19 protein-coding genes and 1 pseudogene are annotated in these 21,188 nt (G+C 66.3%); 8 read left to right on the top strand and 12 right to left on the bottom strand.

Annotation, left to right across the window (positions count from 1 at the left end; translation table 11 throughout):
- The first annotated feature begins 41 nt into the window (after window positions 1–41).
- Window positions 42–1,004, top strand: a complete 963-nt coding sequence (locus tag AC6JAC_RS12160) for a D-2-hydroxyacid dehydrogenase family protein (protein WP_081818784.1) — start codon at window positions 42–44, stop codon at window positions 1,002–1,004.
- Complete coding sequence (locus AC6JAC_RS12155; RefSeq protein WP_043437380.1) at window positions 1,004–2,593, top strand: SLC13 family permease; 1,590 nt, start codon at window positions 1,004–1,006, stop codon at window positions 2,591–2,593. Before AC6JAC_RS12160 ends, AC6JAC_RS12155 begins: the two co-directional genes overlap by 1 nt.
- 24 nt (window positions 2,594–2,617) lie before the next feature.
- Here the strand turns inward: AC6JAC_RS12155 and AC6JAC_RS12150 are convergent, their stop codons facing one another.
- The 5 genes and pseudogenes from AC6JAC_RS12150 to AC6JAC_RS12130 all read right to left on the bottom strand — a co-directional run.
- Complete coding sequence (locus AC6JAC_RS12150) at window positions 2,618–3,772, bottom strand: glycerate kinase (RefSeq protein ID WP_081818783.1); 1,155 nt, start codon at window positions 3,770–3,772, stop codon at window positions 2,618–2,620.
- A gap of 1 nt (window position 3,773) precedes the next feature.
- Window positions 3,774–5,246, bottom strand: a complete 1,473-nt coding sequence (gene dctA / locus AC6JAC_RS12145) for a C4-dicarboxylate transporter DctA (protein ID WP_043437377.1) — start codon at window positions 5,244–5,246, stop codon at window positions 3,774–3,776.
- A gap of 145 nt (window positions 5,247–5,391) precedes the next feature.
- Complete coding sequence (locus AC6JAC_RS12140) at window positions 5,392–6,489, bottom strand: tartrate dehydrogenase (protein WP_028269366.1); 1,098 nt, start codon at window positions 6,487–6,489, stop codon at window positions 5,392–5,394.
- A 116-nt stretch (window positions 6,490–6,605) separates the two neighbouring features.
- Window positions 6,606–6,908, bottom strand: coding sequence for a LysR substrate-binding domain-containing protein (locus AC6JAC_RS12135; RefSeq protein ID WP_497966815.1), 303 nt, complete (start codon window positions 6,906–6,908; stop codon window positions 6,606–6,608).
- A gap of 121 nt (window positions 6,909–7,029) precedes the next feature.
- Window positions 7,030–7,494, bottom strand: a pseudogene (locus tag AC6JAC_RS12130) (LysR family transcriptional regulator); the annotation flags it as partial.
- 54 nt (window positions 7,495–7,548) lie between these two features.
- Here AC6JAC_RS12130 and AC6JAC_RS12125 point away from each other — a divergent pair.
- Window positions 7,549–8,691, top strand: a complete 1,143-nt coding sequence (locus tag AC6JAC_RS12125) for a type III PLP-dependent enzyme domain-containing protein (protein ID WP_028269364.1) — start codon at window positions 7,549–7,551, stop codon at window positions 8,689–8,691.
- Here AC6JAC_RS12125 and AC6JAC_RS12120 read toward each other — a convergent pair whose 3' ends face one another.
- Genes AC6JAC_RS12120 through AC6JAC_RS12110 form a run of 3 tightly spaced genes read right to left on the bottom strand, consistent with a single transcriptional unit; the run spans window position 8,692 to window position 12,990 of the window.
- The gene (locus AC6JAC_RS12120) at window positions 8,692–10,254 is read right to left on the bottom strand and encodes a carboxyl transferase domain-containing protein (protein WP_028269363.1); all 1,563 of its coding nucleotides are present in this window, start codon (window positions 10,252–10,254) and stop codon (window positions 8,692–8,694) included.
- 2 nt (window positions 10,255–10,256) lie between these two features.
- The gene (locus tag AC6JAC_RS12115) at window positions 10,257–11,519 is read right to left on the bottom strand and encodes a CaiB/BaiF CoA transferase family protein (protein ID WP_043437373.1); all 1,263 of its coding nucleotides are present in this window, start codon (window positions 11,517–11,519) and stop codon (window positions 10,257–10,259) included.
- A gap of 58 nt (window positions 11,520–11,577) precedes the next feature.
- Window positions 11,578–12,990: an SLC13 family permease gene (locus tag AC6JAC_RS12110; protein WP_028269362.1), complete on the bottom strand. Its 1,413-nt coding sequence runs from the start codon at window positions 12,988–12,990 to the stop codon at window positions 11,578–11,580.
- A 127-nt stretch (window positions 12,991–13,117) separates the two neighbouring features.
- Between AC6JAC_RS12110 and AC6JAC_RS12105 the strand changes: the two genes are divergently transcribed.
- The 3 genes from AC6JAC_RS12105 to AC6JAC_RS12095 all read left to right on the top strand — a co-directional run bounded on the left by AC6JAC_RS12105 (window position 13,118) and on the right by AC6JAC_RS12095 (window position 16,476).
- Window positions 13,118–13,825, top strand: a complete 708-nt coding sequence (locus tag AC6JAC_RS12105) for a FadR/GntR family transcriptional regulator (RefSeq protein ID WP_028269361.1) — start codon at window positions 13,118–13,120, stop codon at window positions 13,823–13,825.
- 132 nt (window positions 13,826–13,957) lie between these two features.
- Window positions 13,958–15,799: a GTP cyclohydrolase II RibA gene (gene ribA / locus AC6JAC_RS12100; RefSeq protein ID WP_028269360.1), complete on the top strand. Its 1,842-nt coding sequence runs from the start codon at window positions 13,958–13,960 to the stop codon at window positions 15,797–15,799.
- 62 nt (window positions 15,800–15,861) lie between these two features.
- Window positions 15,862–16,476 (top strand): dihydrofolate reductase family protein, encoded by a 615-nt coding sequence (locus tag AC6JAC_RS12095; RefSeq protein ID WP_051628690.1) that lies wholly within the window; start codon window positions 15,862–15,864, stop codon window positions 16,474–16,476.
- On the opposite strand, the gene AC6JAC_RS12090 is transcribed toward AC6JAC_RS12095, so the two are convergent.
- From AC6JAC_RS12090 to AC6JAC_RS12075, 4 genes are all read right to left on the bottom strand, one after another.
- Window positions 16,439–17,023, bottom strand: coding sequence for a hypothetical protein (locus tag AC6JAC_RS12090; protein ID WP_028269359.1), 585 nt, complete (start codon window positions 17,021–17,023; stop codon window positions 16,439–16,441). The two genes, AC6JAC_RS12095 and AC6JAC_RS12090, sit on opposite strands and share 38 nt — an antisense overlap.
- 72 nt (window positions 17,024–17,095) lie before the next feature.
- Window positions 17,096–17,953 (bottom strand): SDR family oxidoreductase, encoded by an 858-nt coding sequence (locus tag AC6JAC_RS12085; RefSeq protein ID WP_028269358.1) that lies wholly within the window; start codon window positions 17,951–17,953, stop codon window positions 17,096–17,098.
- Window positions 17,954–18,125: 172 nt separating this feature from the next.
- Window positions 18,126–19,070, bottom strand: a complete 945-nt coding sequence (locus AC6JAC_RS12080) for an alpha/beta fold hydrolase (protein ID WP_043437370.1) — start codon at window positions 19,068–19,070, stop codon at window positions 18,126–18,128.
- Window positions 19,070–19,531: a DUF6278 family protein gene (locus AC6JAC_RS12075; RefSeq protein ID WP_028269357.1), complete on the bottom strand. Its 462-nt coding sequence runs from the start codon at window positions 19,529–19,531 to the stop codon at window positions 19,070–19,072. Before AC6JAC_RS12075 ends, AC6JAC_RS12080 begins: the two co-directional genes overlap by 1 nt.
- A gap of 75 nt (window positions 19,532–19,606) precedes the next feature.
- Here AC6JAC_RS12075 and AC6JAC_RS12070 point away from each other — a divergent pair, with 75 nt between their 5' ends.
- Together AC6JAC_RS12070 and AC6JAC_RS12065 are read left to right on the top strand one after the other, a co-directional pair.
- Window positions 19,607–20,218: an RNA polymerase sigma factor gene (locus AC6JAC_RS12070; RefSeq protein ID WP_051628670.1), complete on the top strand. Its 612-nt coding sequence runs from the start codon at window positions 19,607–19,609 to the stop codon at window positions 20,216–20,218.
- Complete coding sequence (locus AC6JAC_RS12065) at window positions 20,215–21,183, top strand: CU044_5270 family protein (protein WP_051628669.1); 969 nt, start codon at window positions 20,215–20,217, stop codon at window positions 21,181–21,183. The genes AC6JAC_RS12070 and AC6JAC_RS12065 overlap by 4 nt, the downstream gene beginning before the upstream one ends.
- Window positions 21,184–21,188: the final 5 nt, after the last annotated feature.

The raw sequence follows: 21,188 nt of genomic DNA, 5'->3' as shown, positions 1-21,188 counted from the left end.
ACAGCATTGACCGCACGCTGCCTATGCCGAAGGATTCCTCCATGCGCCTCGCCATCCTGGACGATTACCAGTCTGTCGCCCGGGATTACGCGTCCTGGGAGCAGCTTGCCGCCGACGGCGTCAGCGTCACCTTCTTCGACCGGCCCCTGAAGGACGATGCCGACGTCGTCGCCAGCCTGCGCGGCTTCGACATCATCATCGCCATGCGGGAACGGACCGCGTTCGGCCGCGAGCGGCTGGCGCAACTACCCGGACTCAAACTGCTGGTGACCACCGGGATGGCCAATCAGTCCATCGACATTCCCGCGGCGGAGGAGCTGGGCATAGCCGTCTGCGGGACCGGCGGTTCTCCAACCGCAGCCCCGGAACTGACGTGGGCCCTGTTGCTCGCGCTTGCCCGGAGCATACCGTTTGAGGACCGGCGCCTCCGGGACGGGCACTGGCAGTCCACCGTGGGATTTGAGCTCGCAGGAAAGACCCTGGGTGTCCTGGGCCTGGGCAAGATCGGGCGCCGCGTCGCCGCCTACGGACAGGCGTTCGGCATGGACGTCATCGCCTGGAGCCCCAACCTCACGGCCGAGGCGGCCGGCGAGGTGGGCGTCAGGAGGGTCAGCAAGGACACACTCTTCCGGGAGTCGGATGTGGTGTCGGTGCATGTGCGGCTTTCGGAACGCTCGCGGGGCGTTGTCGGCGAACAGGAACTCCGTCTCCTGGGAGCCCGGGGCGTGCTGCTCAACACCTCGCGCGGGCCCCTGGTCGACGAAGACGCCCTCATCCGGGGGCTGCACGAAGGCTGGCTCGGCGGGGCAGCGCTTGATGTCTACGACCTCGAGCCTCTGCCCGCGGGCCACCGGCTCCTGTCCGCACCACGGACTGTCCTGACACCACATCTGGGCTACGTCACGGAGCAAAGCTACCGGGAGTTCTACGGCGGCGCGTTCGAAGACGTCACGGCCTGGCTCCGGGGAAGTCCTGTCCGGCTGCTGACTGCCCTGCACCGCTGATGACGGAACGAACCGACGTCCGCGCCGCCCTGCTCGGCGGAAAGACGTTCCGAAGCCTGAGCGAGCAGAAACTTTCTCCCAAGGAAGAGAAATTTGAGCGGGCACGGCAAACCCTGGGATTCTTCCTCGCGCCGGCTGCCTCGGTCACCTTCGCGCTCCTCCCGATGACGATGGACCGGACACAGCAGCTCCTGGCCGCGGTTCTGCTGGGCGTGATTGTCCTCTGGATCTGTGAGCCCGTCCCCATCCCCGTCGGAGGCCTGCTGGGAGTGGCCGCCGTGGTGATACTCGGCGTCGCTCCGGCCGCTGACGTCCTGGCTCCGTTCGGGTCGACGACGATCTTCACCTTCATCGGCGCGTTCATCCTCGCCCAGGCGATGCTCAAACACGGCATCGCCCAACGGCTTGCGTTCGCCGTGCTCTCCCTCCCCGGCGTGGCCACGTCCACCTACCGCGTGATCATCGCCTTCGGCGTCATCACCTGCCTGCTGTCCGCGTTCGTGTCCAACACGGCAACCGTGGCCATGCTCATGCCCACGGCACTGGGCATCCTCGCGGTCATCGGCCAGCTAATGCAGGACCGCGGCATAGTCAGGGCCGACTTTGACCCGCTGCGCCTGCGGGTCGGTGCGGCATTGATGCTGATGCTGGCCTACGGCGCCAGCGTCGGGGGCCTGCTCACGCCGGTCGGTTCACCGCCCAACCTCATCGGGCGGGGACTCATCGAGGAGGCCACCGGGGAACGCATCTCCTTCGCCCAGTGGACAGCTGCCGCGGCCCCGCTCTGCCTGGCCATGTTCGCGGTCCTGGCCCTGGTCATGTTCCTGCTCAACAAACCGGAGGTCCGCCGGATCGAGGGCGTCGAGGAGTACATCCGCGAACAGCGGACCGCCCACGGCAGGATGTCCAGGGCTGAAGTGAACACCCTGATCGCCTTCGGCCTCACCGTCACGCTCTGGCTGCTGCCGGCCGCGGCCGGGCTTGTCACAGGGACGGACTCTGATGTCTACGTTCTGCTGGACGACCGGCTGGACGAGGGCATCGTGGCCGTTCTGGGGGCTTCCCTGCTCTTCATCCTGCCCACGAACTGGAAGGAACGCCGGGCCACGCTCAACTGGTCGGACGCCGCCCGGATCGACTGGGGCACCATCATCCTTTTCGGCACCGGCATCATCTTCGGCTCGCTCCTCGCCGCCACCGGGCTGGCGGAGACCATCGGCACCGCAGCCTCCCGGAACCTGAACGTCACTAACGTGGTCGCGGTTACCGCTTTCTCCGCCATTCTGGCCGTCCTCGTCTCGGAGACGACCAGCAACACAGCATCCGCGGCGGTGGTGGTGCCCATCGTCATTCCGCTGTGCACCGCCATGGGGCTGGATCCGTTCGTGCCCGCCCTGGCCGCCACCTTCGCCGCCTCCTTCGGGTTTATGCTGCCTGTCTCAACACCGCAAAACGCGATCGTGTACGGTTCCGGCGCGGTGCCGATCATCAGGATGATCCGCACCGGGCTGGTCTTCGACATCGCCGGTGCGCTCCTGATCATCGGCATCGTCCCGGTGATGGTGGCCATCACCGGGATCGGCCGGTAGCCCGGTGCACGGGCCGGCGTGGGGTCACCGGAGGGTCGCGCCGATGTCCTGTCCGATCCGGCGGAGCAGCGCCGCCGACAACTCGGGGTCCTTCGACGAGTCCTGGTCGGTGTACTCGGCGAGCGTGTAGACACGGGCCAGGGCCATTTCCTGCCACCGCTCCCGGGGGAGGAGGGAGCGTCCGGCGACCGCGATGATGGGCCGGGTTCCTGAGCGGCGGGCGACGGCGGCGGGCAGCTTCCCGGCCAGGGTCTGTTCGTCGATGCTGCCCTCGCCCGTGATGACGACGTCGCAGTGCTCCTTGCGGGAGTTGAAGTCCAGCAGGTCCAGGAAGTAGTCCGCACCGGATACCTGCGTTGCTCCCAGCAGGAGGCAGGCGTAGCCGATTCCTCCGGCACTTCCGGCCCCGTCATGCTCTGCCCTGGACGCAGCGTCCTCGAAGCCGGCTGAGGTCATCCTGCTGACGAAGTGCTCCAGGCCCTTGTCGAGCAAAGCGACGTCGTCAGGTCCGGCACCCTTCTGGGGGCCGAACACTGCCGGTGCGCCCTGGGCGCCGAGCAATGGATTGTGGACATCGCTGGCGACGATGAGCTCGGTGTCCGCCAGTTCGGGGAGGGCAGTCCGGCGGATGGAGTGGATCCGGGCCAGCGCGCGGCCGCTGCCGTAAAGCTGGCGGCCTTCCGCGTCACGGAAGCTGTATCCGAGGGCGGTGAGCATTCCCATGCCGCCATCGGTGCTGGCGCTGCCGCCCAGGGCCAGCACGATCCTGTCCGGGTTCAGGCTGAGGGCGAACAGGACTGCTTCGCCGAAGCCCCTGCTGGAGGCATCCAGCGGCTCCAGCTTTCCGTCGGGCAGGAGCCCCAGTCCGCAGGTGTTGGCAACCTCGACGACGGCGGTGACGCCGTCGAACGCTATGCTCGCCGGCACATGCTGGCCGGTCGGCCCCGCCACCGTATAGTGGCGCCGGGTGAAGCCGGAGGCGACGGCGGCGTCGACGCTGCCGTCACCTCCGTCGGCCAGCGGGAGCAGTTCGCAATGGACCGTCCCGACCCCCGCCCCGGCCGAGGCACGTAGTCCGGAGGCCAGGGCCTCGGCCACCTCGCCGGCAGTAAGGCTGCCTTTGAACTTGTCGGGAGCGATGAGCGTTCGCACGGTCTTCGGGGCGGTTGCGTTGGTCATGTCAGATGGATTCCGAGTAGGCGGGGCGGCGGTCGGCAGCATTCACGTCGGTGGTGTGCTTCGGTGCATGGTGGCCATATTCGGTGAGGTCGTCGTCGAGGTCGGTGACTTCGTCGAGGTGGACGGGGTCTTCGGCAGGCATGGGCTCGACGGATTCGCCGGCGAAGACCCGCCGGGCGCGGTCCGCGTCAAGGGTGCGGTCCCACCAGGCGATGAAGAGTGTGGCGACGGCGTTGCCGGTGAAGTTCACCAAGGCCCGGCATTCGGACATGAACTTGTCGATGCCGAAGATGAGCATGATGCCGGCTGCCGGGATGGTGCCGATCGTGGTGAGCGTGGCGGTCAGCGCGATGAAGCCGCCGCCGGCCACGCCCGCTGCGCCCTTGGAGGTGAGCAGCATGACCGCGAGGAGCCCGAGCTGCTGGCCGACGGTCAGGTCCGTGTTGGTGGCCTGCGCGATGTAGAGGGCGGCAAGGGAAAGGTAGATCGCGGCGCCGTCGAGGTTGAAGCTGTAGCCGGTGGGGACGACGAGTCCGACCGTTTCCTTCTTGACGCCGGCATGCTCCAGCTTGCGCATCAGGCCGGGGAGGGCCGGTTCCGCGGTGGAGGTGCCCAGGATGAGCATGTATTCCTCTTTGAGGTGGCGGATCATCGTGAAGATGTTCAGCTTCAGGAAGGCCATCACCGATCCCAGGATGACCACCACGAAGAGGATGGACGTGACGTAGAAGAGCGCGATCAGGCCGCCCATGCTGGTCAGGGACGAGACTCCGTACTTGCTCACGGCGTAGGCCATCGCGCCGAAAGCTCCGATCGGGGCGGCCTTCATGATGAAGCCCAGGATCTTGAACATGACCCCGGTCAGGCGCTGCACGCCGTCCAGGACGGGGGCCCCGACCTTGCCCATGGCGTTCAGGGCGATGCCGAAGACGACGGCGATGAAGATGATCTGGAGGATGTCGCCCTCAACGAAGGGCCCGATGATGCTGTTGGGAATGATGTGCGTAAGGAACTGCCACCATTCCTGGTGGGCGCCGGCGTCGATGAGTTTGGCCGCGGAATCCGAGGTCTTGATGCTGCTGGCGTCCGCGTTGACGCCGTCGCCGAGGCGGAAGATGTTGATGGCGACCAGGCCGAAGATCATGGCGAAGATGGTGCCGACCTGGAAGTAGGTGAGGGCCTTCAGCCCTGTCATGCCGACTTTCTTGAGGTCGGCGACGCTGGCGATGCCGCCGACGATCGTCAGGAACACGATCGGGCCGATGAGCATTTTCATCGAGTTCACGAAGGTGGTGCCGATGGGTTCCATGGCGATGCCGACCGTGGGGGCGAGCCAGCCGACGAGGATGCCGATGAGGATGGCTGTCAGAACCCAGAAGTACAGCTGCCGGTACCAGCGGGTTTTTTGTGGCTTGTCCTGCGCTGACGGCTTTTTGGCTGGGGCCGCAGCGCCGGCGGTGGTGATGTGTTCCATGATTCCTACCTCGTTGTGGAATGTAGCTGGAGGGTGCTTGTTGTGTGAGAGCACGACGGAATGGACGGCGGCGGTGTGGTGAACCGCCGTCCATTCCGGGCCGTGCCTGACCGCCGGGACGGAGCCGGCTGGTCGCGAGTCCTGGCTAGACGGCAGCCAGGGTGTGGGTGAGGGCTTCGATGATTGCCTCGGTGACGTCGTCGGTGTTGGCGTCGCCGCCGACGTCGCGGGTGAGAAGTCCGGCGGCCGTGGTCTGCTCAATGGCGGCTTCGACCAGACGGGCTTCCTCGTGCAGGCCGAAGTGGTCCAGCATCAGGGCGGCGCTGGCGATTGCGCCGATCGGGTTGCTGATGCCTTTGCCGGCGATGTCCGGTGCGGAACCGTGGACCGGTTCGAACATGGAGGGGAAGCGGCGCTCCGGGTTCAGGTTTGCGCTGGCCGCCAGTCCCAGGCTGCCCGCGAGTGCCGAGCCCAGGTCCGAGAGGATGTCGGCGTTCAGGTTCGATGCGACCACAACGGAGAGGTCTTCCGGCTTGAGGATGAACTTGGCGCTCATAGCGTCGACCAGGACGCTTTCGGTGGCCACATCCGGGTAGTCCAGGGCTACGCGCTGGAAGGTTTCGTCCCAGAGGACCATGCCGTACTGCTGTGCATTGGACTTGGTGACGGACGAGACCTTCTTGACCGTGCGGGTCCGGGCGAGGTCGAAGGCGAAGCGCATGATGCGCTCGCAGCCCTTTTCGGTGAACAGGGCCGTCTGCAGGGCCACCTCGTTGCCCGGGCCGCGGCCGCTGAGGTTGCGTCCGCCGAGGCCGGCGTACTCGCCTTCGCTGTTTTCGCGGACAACGACCCAGTCGAGTTCGGTGTTGTCGGCCTTGCGGAGCGGGGACTGGATGCCCGGAAGGAACTTCACCGGGCGGATGTTGGCCCACTGGTCAAAGTTCTGGGTGATGTTCAGGCGGAGGCCCCAGAGGCTGATGTGGTCCGGAACGTTCTCCCATCCCACTGCGCCGAAGTAGATGGCGTCGAAGTCCTTGAGGGCTTCCAGGCCTTTGGGGTCCATCATCTGGCCGGTCTTTTCGTAGTAGCCGCAGCCCCAGGGGAACTCGGTCCATTCGAAGGCGAACCTGCCGTTGGAGTTGGCTGCCAGGGCGTCCAGGACGCGGCGGCCGGCGGAGACAACTTCCTTGCCGACTCCGTCTGCGGGGATTGAAGCGATGCTGAATTTCTGGGTGGCGCTCATGTGCCTACCTCCTCGTTGAGTCTGTTAGCAGCGTCACACTGCCTTCCTCTTCAAGTAGAAGGCTTGGGTGTATTCGGCGTCCAAGACCAAGATTCGATACGGCAAATAGGCTGAGCCTATTGATCGGCGTGCAGTTCCGCGACCTCCAGGAAGGCGCGGGCGGCCGGTGTCAGGTCTTCCTTCCGGCTCAGGATGGCAACATCGAGGTGGGACACGGGTTCGATGAGAAGTGTCCGCAGCCCGGCCTTGTGGGCCGTCGGAGCCCAGGACGAAGGCATCACCGCATGGCCCACACCGGCAAGTACCAGCGGCAGGATCGAGGTCCGGTGCGCCACCTCGACGACGATCTCCACGTTGACGCCGTGCGCCAGCGCGTCGTCCACGAGCCAGCGCATCAGCGATCCGCGCTGGCTGGCTATCAGGCGGTGCCCGCCGAGGTCCTCCCGCTGGATCGCCCGTTCCCGGGTTGAACGTATCGGCCTGCGGGTTCACGATCAGGATCAGGGGCTGGCGTTCGAGCTCCAGGACCTGCACCCCCGGGACCCGGATGGGCGTTGAGGAACCGGCCAGTCCAATTTCGGTGCTGCCGGTTCGGACCGATTCAATGACTTCCTCGGGTGTGAAGGCGGCGCTGACGTTGAGCCGGACCGAGGGGTGCAGCCGGGTAAAGCCGGCGATCATCGAGGTCAGCGGTTCGATGCCGGGGGAGGGCATGGTGATGATGTCCAGCCGGCCGCTGCGCACGCCCCGCAACGCTTGCACCGCGGACTGCGCAGCGTCGAGGTCCCGCATCACCAGGCGTGCCGGCCCTACGAGTTCCTTGCCGGCCTCGCTGAGCACCGCCCGGCGGCCGATCCGGTGGAAGAGCGGCACGCCGAGGTCCTTTTCCAGGCCGGCGATGGTCTGGGACAGTGAGGGCTGGGCGATCAGGAGGTGCTCTGCCGCGCGGTTGAAACCGTCATGGTCAACAACGGCCAGGAAGTACTTCAGCTTTCGTGTGTCCACTCCGGCCCTTTCGCGAAATTTGGTCCTGACAGCCTACGCCCGTGACAATCGACCATGCCGTATCCGCAGCTCAGGCTCAATGCCGTTGCCCTCGAAAACAATATCCGTGTCATGGCGTCCTGGTGCCGGGAGCGGCAGGTGGACCTTGCCCCGCACGTGAAGACCACCATGTCCGCGCCGATCATCAGCCGCCAGGTGGCGGCCGGGGCAGCCGCCGTCACGGTTGCCACCGTGGACCAGGTCGCTGCAGTGCTGGGCTGGGGGCACCATCATGTCCTCATCGCCAACGAGGTGGTCGACCGGGACGGCCTCAGCCGCATACGGGCGTGGCTGGAGGAGGACCCCGGGCGGGAAATCCGCTGCTTCGTGGACTCCGAGGCGGGCATCAATGCCGCGGCGCAGGTGTTCACCGCTGCAGGGAACGTCCCCCTTGAGGTGATGCTCGACGTCGGGACGCCCGGCGGACGCACGGGGGTCCGCAGCCTCGGGGAGGCTGTCCGCCTCGCCGGGCTGGTCCGCGCCGCGCCGGGACTCAGGCTCGTTGGAGTTGCCGGCTACGAGGGGGTGGTGCCCAACAGTCGTGCGGAGGACACTGTCTCGGCCGTTGACCGGCACTGCCGGCTGGTGCGGCAGGTGTTTCTGGACGTGGCCCCGTACTTCGAAACGGCAGCCCCCGTCTACTCCATGGGCGGATCGGCTTTTCCGGACCGTGTGGTTGAGTTCCTGCCGGAACCCGGCCAGGTGCCGGGAACGCGGAGGCTCCTCCGGTCCGGCTGCTACGTCACCCACGATCACGGCACCTACGCCGGTGTCAGCCCGGTGCCGGGCCTGTTGCCGGCCTTGACCGTCCGCGCCGCGGTGCTGTCCACCCCCGAAGACGGGATCGCCGTCGTCGGCGCCGGCAAGCGGGACCTGCCTTACGACGCAGGGCTGCCGGTGGTCCTGGCGGTCCACACCGCTGACGGTGCCCCGAAGGGCGGGGCAACGGCTGTGGTGCGCAACCTCTATGACCACCACGCAGTCCTCACCGGCGTGACCGGCCTGGACGTCACCGACCTGGTGGACTTCGGCATCTCCCATCCCTGCTCCGCCTTCGACCGCTGGCCCGAATACGTTGTCACCGACGGAGACGGACGGGAGATCGAGGTGTGGCACACGGATTTCCACCGGTCCTCCCTGATGGCGCCGAGGCGGTAATCAGCCGGCGATGACGCTTCCCAGGTTCCGGTACTTGGCCAGCCGCAGCGGCAGCAGTTCGCCGGGACCGGCGGCCGACAAGGTGGCGAGCTCGTACTCGATGGCCTGTCCCATGCGCTGGCAGAATCCTCTTGGCTCAAGCGAGGCGTCCCCGTGTTCGGCACGGTTGTGTTCCGCACGGTTGTGTTCGGCGTCGCCCCGTTCGTCCACGATGTGTTCCACCAGGCCGTTCCTGTAGAGGGCCGCAACGTTGACGCCCTGCGCCGCGGACATGGCCGGGGCGAAGCCGGTGTTCCGGTGGACGATGGCGCTGGCGCCTTCGGGCGGCAGCGGCGACAGCCACGCGTGCTGGGCGGCGATGGTCCGGTCTGCGGGCAGAAGTGCCAACGCCCCTCCTCCGGCCCCTTGGCCGAGCAGGACTGAAACGGTGGGGGAGTTGAGCCCGATCATGTCGTGCAGTGACCGGGCAATCTCTCCGGCCAGCCCGCCTTCCTCGGCCTCCTTCGACAGCGCTGCGCCGCCCGTGTCTATGACCGTCAGCAGCGGCAGCCCCAGCTCCTCAGCCAGGCGCATGCCGCGGCGCGCTTCCCGGAGCGACGCCGGTCCCATCGCCGTCTGCCGCGACGGCCGGGGCCGGGTGTGGCCGATGACCACGCAGGATTCCTGGCCGAAGCGCGCCAGGGCAAGCTGCAGGCCGGGGTCCTTTTCCCCCTGCCCGGTGCCGTTGAGGGGCAGCACATCGCGGGCGCCGTAGGCGAGCAGCTGGCGGAGGTCCGGTCGGCGGGCGTTCCGCGAGATTTCGATCGATTCCCAGGCGCCGGCGTCGGACGGCTTGACGGCCAGCGTGCGCGGCGGCGCGGGCCGCGGGTGCGCGCCCGGGACCAGGATGCTCAAGGCGCGGTCCACGACGTCGGACAGTTGCCAGGGCGGGACCACCGCATCGATCAGGCCCTTGTCGAACAGGTTCTCAGCCACCTGGACGTTCTCGGGAAACGGTGTGCCGTGGAGGGCCTCATAGACCCGCGGTCCGAGGAAGCCGAGCAGGGCGCCGGGCTCGGCCACGGTGATGTGGCCGAGCGATCCCCAGGACGCCATGACCCCTCCTGTGGTGGGATGCCGCAGGTAGACGAGGTAGGGCAGCCCGGCCTGGCGGTGGGCGCGGACGGCAGCGCTGATTTTCACCATGGAGAGGAAGGCGATGGTGCCTTCCTGCATGCGGGTGCCGCCGGACGCCGGGCCGGCCAGGAGCGGCAGTCCCTCGCGTGTTGCCCGTTCGACGGCGGTGACGATGCGTTCCGCGGCTGCGAGCCCGATGGATCCGGCCAGGAAGCGGAACTCGCTGACGATGACAGCTACCCGCCGGCCCCGGATGCGGCCTTCGCCGGTGAGGACGGATTCGTCCACGCCGGTTTTGGCGCGGGCGGCAGCCAGTTCCTGCCGGTACTCGGGGCCGGGAGCGGGGTCAAGCACCGGCGTGTCCCAGCTCCGGTAGGACCCCGGATCGAGCACAGCGGTGATGAGTCCGGCGGCGTCCAGGTGTTTGGCCGGTTGTTCTGTCAGCATGGTCATCGGCTTTCCTTCTCCATCCGGGCGGGTGCGCTGACGGGTTCCGTTCCGGCTGTCCAGGTGGCGGCCAGTCCCAGCCACTGCCGGATCTGATCGCCGTCCTGGTCCAGAAGGGGCGGGGCCGTGTGGGTGGTGAGGGTCGTTTCGTTGGTGTCGGCGGCGGTGAAGAACCGCAGCGGCGGACCGGGCAGGCTCACGGTGCCCAGGAGCTTGTGCTCGACGTCGATCACCAGGCCCTGCGAATGGACCTGGTCCCAGGCGTAGACCTCGTCCAAGGTGCGGACTTTGCCTGCCGGAATGCCGGCGTCGTTGAGCTTGGTGAGCAGCTCCTCGGCTCCATAATCGGAGAACGCGTTCTCCACTTCCTCGATGACCTTCTCGCGGTTGCGCACCCGCTCCGCGTTGCTGGCGAACTCGGGCCGGGAGGCGTCGATACCGAAGGTCGAAGCGAAAGTGTTCCAGAGCTTCTCGCTGCCGACACTGATCTGGACCCGTCCCTGCCGGCAGTGGAACAGGCCGTAGGGGGCGATGGAGGGGTGGTGGTTGCCCTGGGCCTTCGGAACTTCGCCGGCCACTGTTGCCCTGGTGCCCTGGAAAGCGTGCACCCCGATGAGGGCGGCCAGCAGTGAGGTACGCACAATCTGCCCTTGCCCGGTCCGTTCGCGCTGCAGCAGCGCCGCGAGGGTGCCGAACGCGCCGTACATGCCGGACAGGAGGTCGGCGATCGGAACGCCCACCCGCTGGGGGTCGTCCGGTCCGGAGCCGGTGAGGGACATCAGTCCGGCCTCGCCCTGCAGGATCTGGTCGTAGCCGCTGCGCCGCGATTCCGGCCCGTCGTGACCGAAGCCGGTGATGGACAGGATCACCAGTGCCGGGTTCAGCGCGTGCATTTCCGCGGCGGAGAAGCCCAGCCGGTCCAGCACGCCGGGGCGGAAGTTCTCGATGACGACGTCGGCGCGTTCCAGCAGTTCGCGCAGCACTGTCCGCCCGTCGTCGTTCTTCAGGTCCAACGCGATGGATTCCTTGTTGCGGTTGCAGGAGAGGAAGTACGTGGCCTGCGGGTCGTCTTCTGGGCCGACGAACGGGGGACCCCAGCCGCGGGTGTCGTCTCCGGTGCCGGGGTTTTCCACCTTGATGACCCGGGCGCCGAGGTCGGCCAGCATCATGCCCGCGTGCGGGCCGGCCAGGGCGCGGCTCAGGTCCACCACGAGGATGCCCGAGAGGGGCCCGTCGGTCCGGAGCGTGGATTCAGTGCTCTGCATGGGATTCCTTCTGTTGCTCATCGATTTCTGGGTTGACGCCTGCTGGATGTCCGGCGGACTACAGCCACCCCGGAACCACCATCACCAGCCAGGCGATGGCGGGTCCGGCCACGACGACGATGCCGCTGTAGGCCAGGATCTGCTTGTAGAACTTGTCCTTGTCCACGTCTTCGGGCGCGTTGGCCAGCACCAGAGCGCCGTTGGTGGAAAACGGGGAGACGTCAACGATCGTGGAGGCCACGGCGAGGGCGGCGATGACCCCGACGGCGCCGATCTCCCCGGAGGCCAGGAACGGCACCGCGAGGGGAATGAGCGCCGCCAGGATGGCGGTGGAGGAGGCGAAGGCCGAGACCACGGCGCCGATGTAGCAGATCAGCAGGGCCGCGAGCAGCGGCATGCCCAGCTGCGCCACGCCGTCGGACACGAACTTGATGGTGCCGGCTTCCTCGAGGACGCCCACGAAAGTGAGCATGCCGCAGAGGAGCAGGACAGTGGACCAGCTGATCTTGTTGACGGCGCCCTTCTGGGCGGCGGGGGAGACCAGGGCCAGGACCATGGCGATGGTGATGGAGACGAAGCCGACGTCAACCTTGAATCCCAGCGAAATCACGGCCAGGGCGATCAGGCCAAGAATGGTGACCAGCTGGGGAACGGAGGCGCGGGGGGTGCCCGCCGGCTCTTCGCCGGCCCCGGCTGAACCGTTGGTGGTGCTTTCCGCGGAGTTGCCTGATGTGCCCTTGGAGGAGACGCGGGCGGAGGAAATGTCGGTGCCCGAGCCCTGCAGGGTGACGCCGGCGGTCCGGGCCCCCACGCTCATGGCCATGCGCTTTTCGGCGGCCTGCTCCACGAATCGGCCTCCTGCGGAGGAGCCGGCCTTGTTTCCGCCGAGAACGATGAACAGCACCAGTGCAATGGCGAGGTTGAAGACGAAGCTCGCCAGGAAGATTGCCATGGGGCTGGCTTCCAGTTCCGTCTTGGCGATGATGCCGTTGACAGTGACGCCGTAGACGGCGATGGGCGAGAAGCCGCCGGCCTGCGCCCCGTGGATCACCATCATGCCCATCATCAGCGGGTTGATTTTGTGCCTGGCCGCGAAGCTGAGCGCTATCGGGGCGATGATGGCGACGGCGGCCGGCGAGAGTGCGCCGACAGCAGTGATGACGGCGGTGATGGCGAACATGATCCACGGGATCAGGGCCACTTTGCTGCCCACCAGCCGCACGGCGCCCCGGACCATGAGGTCAATGGTGCCGTTGTTCTGCGCGATGGCGAACAGGTAGGTGACGCCGACGATGGTCAGGAAAAGGCCGCCGGGAAAGTTGGCGAGGATGTCGTTCGTGGACATCCCCAGGACAACCGAGCCCAGCAGGAATGCCCCCACAAAGGCCAGGGCACCCATGTTGAGCGGGAGCACAGTGGCCAGCAGGAACATCACCGCCAGGATGATGATGGACAGGACAGGAGCGGACATCGTTGTTCCTCCGGATCGATCGTTGGGGATTTAATTGGCTTAGTGGCCTAGCCTCCTAGACACTAGGTGTCTCTGTCAATAGTTCTCCGGTACCCTTGGGTTTGAGGACCACGCCGAAAGGATGCAAATGGCAAAGCAGGCGGCAGCGCAGCAGATCTCCCGCGTTTCGCGGCCCAGGCTCTATGAGCAGCTCGTGGAGCAACTCATGGAGTTCATCGAGGCCGCCCAGCTGGGCCCGGGCGATACTCTTCCGGCGGAGCGCGAACTGGCCGAGCGGCTGGGGGTGTCACGCGCAACGCTGGCGCAGGCCCTGGTGGCCCTTGAGGTGCTGGGAGTCATTGACGTCCAGCACGGCACGGGGGCGGTGCTGGTCTACCGCCCCAATGTCCCGTCGGTGATCAAGGGGCTGCGCGAACATCGGAACCGGTTGCCGGAGATTGTGGAGGCGCGAAGCACGCTTGAGGTCAAGCTGGCCGAGCTGGCAGCGGCAAGGCGCAGCGATGATGACATGAAAGCCATCGACAAGGCGCTCGACGTTATGGCCGGGGAGGTGGCCTCGGGCGGCCGGGGGGCGCACGGGGACGAGTTGTTCCACCAAGCCGTGACCGCTGCCGCCCACTCCGCGGTGCTGGCGCAGCTGATGACTTTCATTGCCGGAATGGTGCTCGAAACGCGGCTTGAGTCACTCGGCCAGCCGGGACGTCCGGAGCAGTCCCTTGCGTCGCACCGCAAGATTGCCGACGCCATCAGGGCCCGGGACTCCGCGGGCGCTGCTGCCGCCATGCTGGAGCATATCGACCTCGTGTCCGATGTGGCGCTGCTGAAGAACTCCTAAGTCGGCCCCGTGGCGGGCGTCTAAAGCCGGCTTCGATAAGGATGCAACATACTTGCAGGTTCAAGTAACCGCCTGTACGGTTAACTTCAACCTTCAAGTAATTTGCCCCCTTACCGAATGCTGAGGCACCAGATGACCGTTGTGTCCGAGACCCGCATGCCGGCGGCCACGGCACCATCCGCGGCCGCCCTGCGCAGCAGGGTCACAGTCCCTTTGCGCTTTCCCGATGGCTACACGGCCACGGCCGAGGTGCTGACATTCCACGGGCTGGCCGACGGAAAGGAGCACCTGCTCCTGGCCCTGGGCGCGTGGGAGCAGGCGCTGTTGGACCCGGCACGGCTGGACCCGGCAGGGCCGCTGGTCCGCCTGCACAGCGAATGCCTGACCGGAGACGTGTTCGGCAGCCAGCGCTGTGACTGCGGTCCGCAATTGCGGGAGGCGGTGGAAAAGATCAGCGCCACCGGAGGATTCCTCCTGTACCTCCGCCAGGAAGGGCGCGGCATCGGCCTGTACTCCAAGCTCGACGCCTACGCCCTGCAGGACACCGGCCTGGACACGTACGAAGCCAACGTGGCGCTGGGACACGGCGAGGACGAGCGCGACTACACCGCTGCCGCCCAGATGCTGGGTGCCCTCGGCGCCACGAGCGTCCGCCTGCTCACCAACAACCCGGACAAGGCCGCACAGCTCACCGCCCTCGGAATCAGCGTTACGGAGCAGGTTCCCACCGGGGTCCACCTGTCGCCGGCCAATCACGCATATCTGGCCGCCAAACGGGACCGCACCGCACACACCCTCTTCCTCCCGCAGCCGGCAGTCCCAAGCCACGACGAGATGCTGGCCCGTGTTGATGCCCTGATTCCACGCCTGCGGGAGCGCGCTGAGGAAACCGAGCGAATCCGACGGATTCCGGAATCCACGATGGAGGATTTGAGGGAGGCCGGCGTCTTCCGTGTCCTCTCGCCCAAAGCTGTCGGGGGCTACGGCATGGGGGTTGAAACATACGTCGAAGTGGTGCGCCGGCTCGCGCGGGGATGCCCTTCCACGGCGTGGACGGTAGGACACCTGATTGAGCACGTCTGGATGCTCGCCCGCTGGCCCCGCAAGGTTCAGGACGAGGTCTTCGCCAACGGGGCGGCGCCCCTGGCTGCCGCCACCGGCGCCCCGGTGGGGGCAGCTACCAGGGTTCCCGGCGGGTACGCCATCTCAGGCCGTTGGACCTTCGCCTCGGGAGTCATGCACTCGGAGTGGGCCCTCCTTGCCGTGCAGCACGGGGACGTCCGGCTGCAATGCCTCGTTCCGGTGTCCGACGTCGAACTTCTGGACGTGTGGCACACGGCGGGGTTGCGGGGCACCGGCAGCAACGACGTCCGGGCAGACGAGCTTTTCGTACCGGACCACCGGGCGCTTGACTGGGCCCTCCTGGGCGCAGCGGACAATCCGGGCAGCCGGATCCACCCGGACCCGATCATCCATACCCCTATGGCCACACTTCTGAACCTGGTGGCGCCCGCCGCCGCCCTGGGAGCTGCGGAACACGCCGTCGAGATGTTCCGTGAGCGGGTCCTGGTGCGCAAGGTCAAGAACACGCTGGAAGATCGTCAGGCCGATTCCCCCCTCGCGCAGGCGCGGTTCTCGCACGCCTACGGGCTCGTTGCCACGGCCCGGCTGCAATGGGAGGAAGCCATCCGGGTGGTCACTGCTTCCTATCAGCGACGGCCCATGACCATGACGGACCACGAGCGGGCCGCCTACCGCCTGTCGCTGGGCCTCAGCGGCGAGGCGTCGGCCGAAGCAGTCCGCGTCATCATGGCGGGATCGGGCGGAAGCGCGCACCGACTTTCGAATCCGCTGCAGCGGATCCAGCGGGACGTCGACGTACTGCTCAACCATCCGACGTTGACCCTGGACCCGATTCTTGAGCAGGCTGGCCGCGGGCTGCTGGGCCTCGGGTTTACTGTTCCCGCGTTCTAGCGATTGAAGCTCGGCCCGGCCCGGCGTAAAGTCCATCGGACCACGGAAGCGAGGTGTCGATCATGGGGCAGCTGATTGTCCAGGAATTCGTTACCGCAGACGGGTTCGCTGCCGACGCGAATAACGAATTTACGGCCTACGAGATGCTCGAAGGTGGCACGGCCGAATTCGACCGGAGCCAGGTGGCGTGGCTCGATACCGTCGACGCGATGGTGCTCGGGGCCGCGACCTACCGGATGTTCGCTGAATTCTGGCCCACTCCGGCGTCCGATGGTGAGGTTATCGCGCCAGTACTCAACGCGTTGCGCCGCTTTGTGTTTTCCCGGACGCTGAAAAGTGCGCCGTGGGGCAACCTCCCCGAAGCCACCGTCGAATCCGGTGATGCCGTTGAGGCAATCCGGCGCATCAAAAGCGAAACCGTGGGCAGCGTCGTGCTCTGGGGCAGCCTGACGCTAGGTGAAGCTTTTTTCAAGGCCGGGGAAGTTGACGGGGTGCGGCTCGTGGTCATGCCCGTCGCGATCGGCGCCGGGCGGGGTGTGTTCCCTGCCGGCCAGGATCCCGCCCTCCTGCGCCTGCTGAGCGCAAAGACGTACGACGCCGAGCTGGTTGAGCTTGAATATTCCCTGCGAACCGCCGGAGCTACTGCCCCAGGACGGGGAGCAGCTGGCGGTTCCTGATCCGTGACTCGCCGAACTGGAGCACCAGCGGCTCGACTTCCCACGATTTGCCGCTCCGCGCCCTTGGGGTGCCGACGGCAACGTGCGGTGTCCAGTGCGGTGACCTGAAGCCGAGGGCGCGGGAGCTGAGGATGAAGTCATCGACGTTGTCCACCAGCAGCCCGTCCAGCAGGTCATGGAGGGCCTGGACAAGTGAAACCTGGTAGTCGTGGACCCGCTCCGGGACGTCGATTTCGAGACATGACACACTGCCGCCGCCCAGCACGATCAGCCGTTCGGTGCTGCTCGAAAAGGCTTCCAGGACCGGCAGTCCGTGCAGCCAGGCAACCGTGCTGCGGGCGGCGGCCGAAGCGCTCGTGTAACCCCTGGTCCACTCCGAGACGTCCTGGCAGAAGTCGTCGAGCACGCCGAGGTGCAGCAGGGTCATATGGAGTCCCCGCGGCCGGCGCAGGGCGCGGACGTATCGGCCGAGTTCTTCGTAGTCGGAGGGGCCGGAACCTACACTGACCACCGGAGCTTCCACCGTGATGCGTGCAACCGGGTACATTCCAGGCCCCTCCTGACCGCGCTAACAGCTGGCTGTGAATGCCATTATCCGCCTGCGTGCTCGACTTCGGGCTCAGCCCGCAAGCGGGCGCAGAGCCTCAACAAGGGGAGTGGTGGGCCGCCCGGCCAGCCGCGCGAGGTCGCCGGTGGTCTGGGCCAGTGCACCGTCCCGGATGTTGCCGTCCAGTGCTGCGAGGAATCCTGCCGTTGCAGGGTCAAGCCCGGCAGCCTCCAGGGCGCTGACGTGCTCTGCTGAGCTCACGGGCCGGTAGCTGACGTTGCGCTCCAGCACCGTGGAGAACGCCGATGCCAGTTCCCCGAAGGTCCAGGCGTAGTCGCCGGACAGTTCGTACACCTTGCCTTCATGGCCGGTTGTGGCCAGGACGGCGGCGATGGCTGCGGCGTAGTCCGCCCGGGTGGCGCTGGCCACGCGTCCCTCACCCGCGCTGGCCAGCAGCGTGCCGGTCTCGCGGGCGGTGAGCAGGGCTGTGGCGTAGTTCTCCGTGTACCAGCCGTTGCGCAGGAAGGTGAAGGGAAGGCCGCTGGCGCGGATGGTCTCTTCGGCCCTCGCGTGGTCAGGGGCCAGGACGAGCTCGGTGGTGTCAGCGGCCAGGACGCTGGTGTACAGAATGTGGGCAACCCTGGCCCGGACAGCTGCGCCGATGACGGTTTCGTGCTGGGTCGACCGGTTCTGGATGTCGCTGCCGGAGATGAGGAGGAGGGTGTCGCCTTCGTTGAGGGCGGCGTCAACGGTGGCCTGATCGTCGTAATCCACCGTCGCGGTTGTGACGCCGTGAGCCGCCAGTTCAGCCAGCTGCTCAGCGGACCGCCCTGCGGCCACGATCTGCTCGGCCGGTACGCCGCGGCCCAGCAATTCCTTGACGACGAGGCGCCCCAGCTGGCCGGTGGCTCCTGCAATGACAATGGACATGAGATTCTCCTTGATTACCTTGTTGACCGGAGCCTTGTTCGTGCGGCTTCCGCTATGGGCAACTGCCCCCGAACGGGAACAATTCCGACGCCGGATGATGCACTTTGAAGTGCAATAGGCACCTTCAGGTAAGTAATGGAAAGGGCAGCGCCGGTATCAGGTGCCCTGCGCTTCAACCCCTGGCGGCAATCTCTTCCACTGCCTTCGACAGTGCGGCCATGGATTCGGGGCCACCGTGTCCCTCGTCTTCGATGATCACAAGCTGGCTTGATTGCCATCGCTGTTGCAGCTGCCATGCGGTGACCGCGGGACCACTAATGTCGCGGCGACCATGGATGAGGTACCCGGGAATACCGTTGAGCTGGTGTACACGAGGAACGATTTCCTGACCGTTAGCCAGGAATCCGTCATGGGCCCAGTAGTGCGTCACCAGGAGCGCGAACGTCATCCGCTCCCGCTCGTCTTCGAATAGCACACCAGGGCGCCAGTTGGGGTCCAGGGAAATGTGCGTGGACTCCCAGCGGTCCCAGGACAAAGCGGCACTGCGAGCGTCGTCGCGGTCCTTCCCGGCCAGCCGGCGTGCGTAGGCCTCGACTAGGCGTTCACCCGGCTTTGCCTTGGCTGCATCCGAGAAGTCCTTCCAGGCTTCGGGGAATATCCGTCCAACATCTTCGGTGATCCATTGGATCTCGTCGCGGCTTGTCGTTGTCACCGCGGCCAGGGCGACACCGAGGACCCGATCCGGGTGCTGGAGGGCATAGGCCAGCGCGAGCGTGCTGCCCCAGGAAACGCCTGTGACGATCCACTTCTCAATCTCCAAGTGCTCGCGCACCGCCTCAATGTCGCCGATCAAGGCCTGAGTAGTGTTCTCGGACAGGTGATCCAGATCGTCCTGGACAATCGGAGTGCTCTTGCCGCATCCGCGTTGGTCCAGGCCGATGATCCGGAAGCGAGTCGGGTCATGCCGTTTACGGTAACCCCCTTGTCCAAGGGAACCACCGGGTCCGCCATGCAGGTAAAGGACCGGGGTGCCTTCAGGTTCTCCGGTCGCTTCCCAGTAGATTCTGGCATGGGGCACGTCCACCCAGCCGCTCCGTGTCCTGGTTCGCATGGTCATCACTCCTCTGCTGCCACGATGTCCAACACATGCGCATAGTTCTGCTGGAGAGTCGGTATCCCCGTGGTTAGGCGTCTGTTGGCGACGGACACCACTGAAACGGCGGTGTTCCGGGTGACGCGGACGCACGGGTCGCCTTCCACCACCACTTCCCAGTGCGCGCCCGGAACGGTGTGGGTGAGAAGGTCACCGTAGAACATGCCGATGGCGCGGACCAGCTTGGCCAGAGTGGCCCGGTCAGTGCGGCCATCCATGAGGCGGTCGACCGCGGCGAGGCCCTCTTTGGAGCGTGGAAGCTCCTTCCCGAGAGAACGGAAGTGGGCCAGGAGTTCGTCGTACCCACCAACGTTCGTGGGAGGAATGGCAGGCGCGGCCGGTGCGGGTTTGTATTCCGCGTAGCGGCGGGGAAGGCCAGCCGGCAGTCGCTGCAGAGGTTCGTCGGAGTCGCCGCGGTCCGTCATCTCGAAAGGCTACGCTCGTGCTAACCGGATCGGGAACCTTTTCGGGTCCTGCGGACACTACAAGGCATGAGGCTAATGGGGGAAACCGATGAAGAGCTGTGGCGTGAGTGCACCACCGGCAACGCCGACGCATTCGGGGCCCTGTTCGACAGGCACGCCGACGCGGTCTTCCGGTACTGCCTCTCCCGGTGTGGTTCCTGGCACGACGCCGAGGAACTCGTCTCGATCACCTTTCTGGAGGCGTGGCGGCAGCGGGACAGGCTCAGGCCGGAGAGGGACACAGTCCTTCCGTGGCTGCTCGGGGTAGCAACGAACGCGAACCGCAACCGCGCCAGGGGGTCCCGGCGACACGCTGATTTCCTAGCCAGGCTGCCGCACTCGGATCCCCGGCACGGCGGACACGAAGCAGACCATGCGGAGGCGGTTGCTTCGAGGCTCGATGCTGAACGTGCCGTCCGCGAACTGCTCGAGACGACCGCGGGACTGAACGACGGCGAACGGGACGTCGTTGTCCTGTGCCTGATGAACGGCATCGGCCAGGACGAGGCCGCCAGGACCCTCGGCGTACGGACCGGGACAGTGAAATCGAGACTGCACCGGGCACGGGCCAAGCTGGCCGCCATGAACCGGGACCCGGAGCCCGTCGAACAACTCGACACGACTACCGTTGAAGCGAGGCTGTCATGAATCTGTCTGAAGTGACCTACCCGAAAGACACGAAATACCGCGTCCAGAACCTCCTCGTGCAGGAAGCGCGGCGGAAGCCGAACCTTTTCCGCCGTCCCCGTCGAACCCGTTTGTGGCTCACAACAGCGGCCGCCGCTGCGGTTGTGGCACTGGTTGCGGGAGACGTCGTCGGGCTCGCCGGCTGGCGTGGCGGAGCGACCGCGCAGGCCGCAGAAGTCCTCAACAATGCGGCGGAGACGGCGATTATGACAGCTGATCCCGTCGTGAACCCGGGCCAGTACCTGAGGGTCAAAAGCACCAACGTCTGGGGCAGCGCGTCCACCGAGGCTGATGGTTCCACCTACGAGTGGCTGGACACGGAAAAACTTGATTTGTACATTCCGGCCGATCCCGCTGATGAGTGGGTGTGGGTGCGATCAGGGCGGGTACCCACGACATTCTTCGACGCCAGGACCAAGGAATACGTCGAAAAGAACGACTTCAACCCTTTGCCCGAGCTGCTGCGCGCACCCAACGGATCCTTCTATGGAAGCCCCGGCGGGTGGGTTCATACTGACATGTCCGCGCTTCCCCGCGACCCGTACCGGCTGCTGAACAGCATCTACAAACAGACACTGGGGAAAGGCCAGTCCGTCGACGGCGAAGCGCTGGTGTTCATCGCCGACCTCCTCAGGACAGGTGTTGTGCCGGCCGACCTGCGTGCCGCCCTCTACAAGGCCGCGGCCATGATCCCGGGCGTGACCATCACGGAAAACCAGGCAAATCTGGACGGCCGCACCGGTATCGCCATCGGACGAACTGAGGAGGGCCCGTCCAAGACGCGTCAAGAGATCATCATCGACGCCGCAACCGGGCTCCTGATCGGTGAACGGGCCATCCTTACTGAGCCTCAAGGATCCATGCCGGCAGGAACCGCCATCGGCTGGACCGCCATCGAAACATCTGTCACCAACACGGCACCCTGAACCGT

It is taken from the genome of Arthrobacter sp. KUASC02 (assembly GCF_059739395.1).
This window is presented reverse-complemented; position numbering and strand designations above follow the sequence as displayed.

Bases quoted from the DNA above. Each gene is read 5' to 3' on its own strand.
- AC6JAC_RS12160 (WP_081818784.1), top strand. From the start codon at position 42: ATGCGCCTCGCCATCCTGGACGATTACCAGTCTGTCGCCCGGGATTAC.
- AC6JAC_RS12155 (WP_043437380.1), top strand. From the start codon at position 1,004: ATGACGGAACGAACCGACGTCCGCGCCGCCCTGCTCGGCGGAAAGACG.
- AC6JAC_RS12150 (WP_081818783.1), bottom strand. From the start codon at position 3,772: ATGACCAACGCAACCGCCCCGAAGACCGTGCGAACGCTCATCGCTCCC.
- dctA (WP_043437377.1), bottom strand. From the start codon at position 5,246: ATGGAACACATCACCACCGCCGGCGCTGCGGCCCCAGCCAAAAAGCCG.
- AC6JAC_RS12140 (WP_028269366.1), bottom strand. From the start codon at position 6,489: ATGAGCGCCACCCAGAAATTCAGCATCGCTTCAATCCCCGCAGACGGA.
- AC6JAC_RS12125 (WP_028269364.1), top strand. From the start codon at position 7,549: ATGCCGTATCCGCAGCTCAGGCTCAATGCCGTTGCCCTCGAAAACAAT.
- AC6JAC_RS12120 (WP_028269363.1), bottom strand. From the start codon at position 10,254: ATGCTGACAGAACAACCGGCCAAACACCTGGACGCCGCCGGACTCATC.
- AC6JAC_RS12115 (WP_043437373.1), bottom strand. From the start codon at position 11,519: ATGCAGAGCACTGAATCCACGCTCCGGACCGACGGGCCCCTCTCGGGC.
- AC6JAC_RS12110 (WP_028269362.1), bottom strand. From the start codon at position 12,990: ATGTCCGCTCCTGTCCTGTCCATCATCATCCTGGCGGTGATGTTCCTG.
- AC6JAC_RS12105 (WP_028269361.1), top strand. From the start codon at position 13,118: ATGGCAAAGCAGGCGGCAGCGCAGCAGATCTCCCGCGTTTCGCGGCCC.
- ribA (WP_028269360.1), top strand. From the start codon at position 13,958: ATGACCGTTGTGTCCGAGACCCGCATGCCGGCGGCCACGGCACCATCC.
- AC6JAC_RS12095 (WP_051628690.1), top strand. From the start codon at position 15,862: ATGGGGCAGCTGATTGTCCAGGAATTCGTTACCGCAGACGGGTTCGCT.
- AC6JAC_RS12090 (WP_028269359.1), bottom strand. From the start codon at position 17,023: ATGTACCCGGTTGCACGCATCACGGTGGAAGCTCCGGTGGTCAGTGTA.
- AC6JAC_RS12085 (WP_028269358.1), bottom strand. From the start codon at position 17,953: ATGTCCATTGTCATTGCAGGAGCCACCGGCCAGCTGGGGCGCCTCGTC.
- AC6JAC_RS12080 (WP_043437370.1), bottom strand. From the start codon at position 19,070: ATGACCATGCGAACCAGGACACGGAGCGGCTGGGTGGACGTGCCCCAT.
- AC6JAC_RS12075 (WP_028269357.1), bottom strand. From the start codon at position 19,531: ATGACGGACCGCGGCGACTCCGACGAACCTCTGCAGCGACTGCCGGCT.
- AC6JAC_RS12070 (WP_051628670.1), top strand. From the start codon at position 19,607: ATGGGGGAAACCGATGAAGAGCTGTGGCGTGAGTGCACCACCGGCAAC.
- AC6JAC_RS12065 (WP_051628669.1), top strand. From the start codon at position 20,215: ATGAATCTGTCTGAAGTGACCTACCCGAAAGACACGAAATACCGCGTC.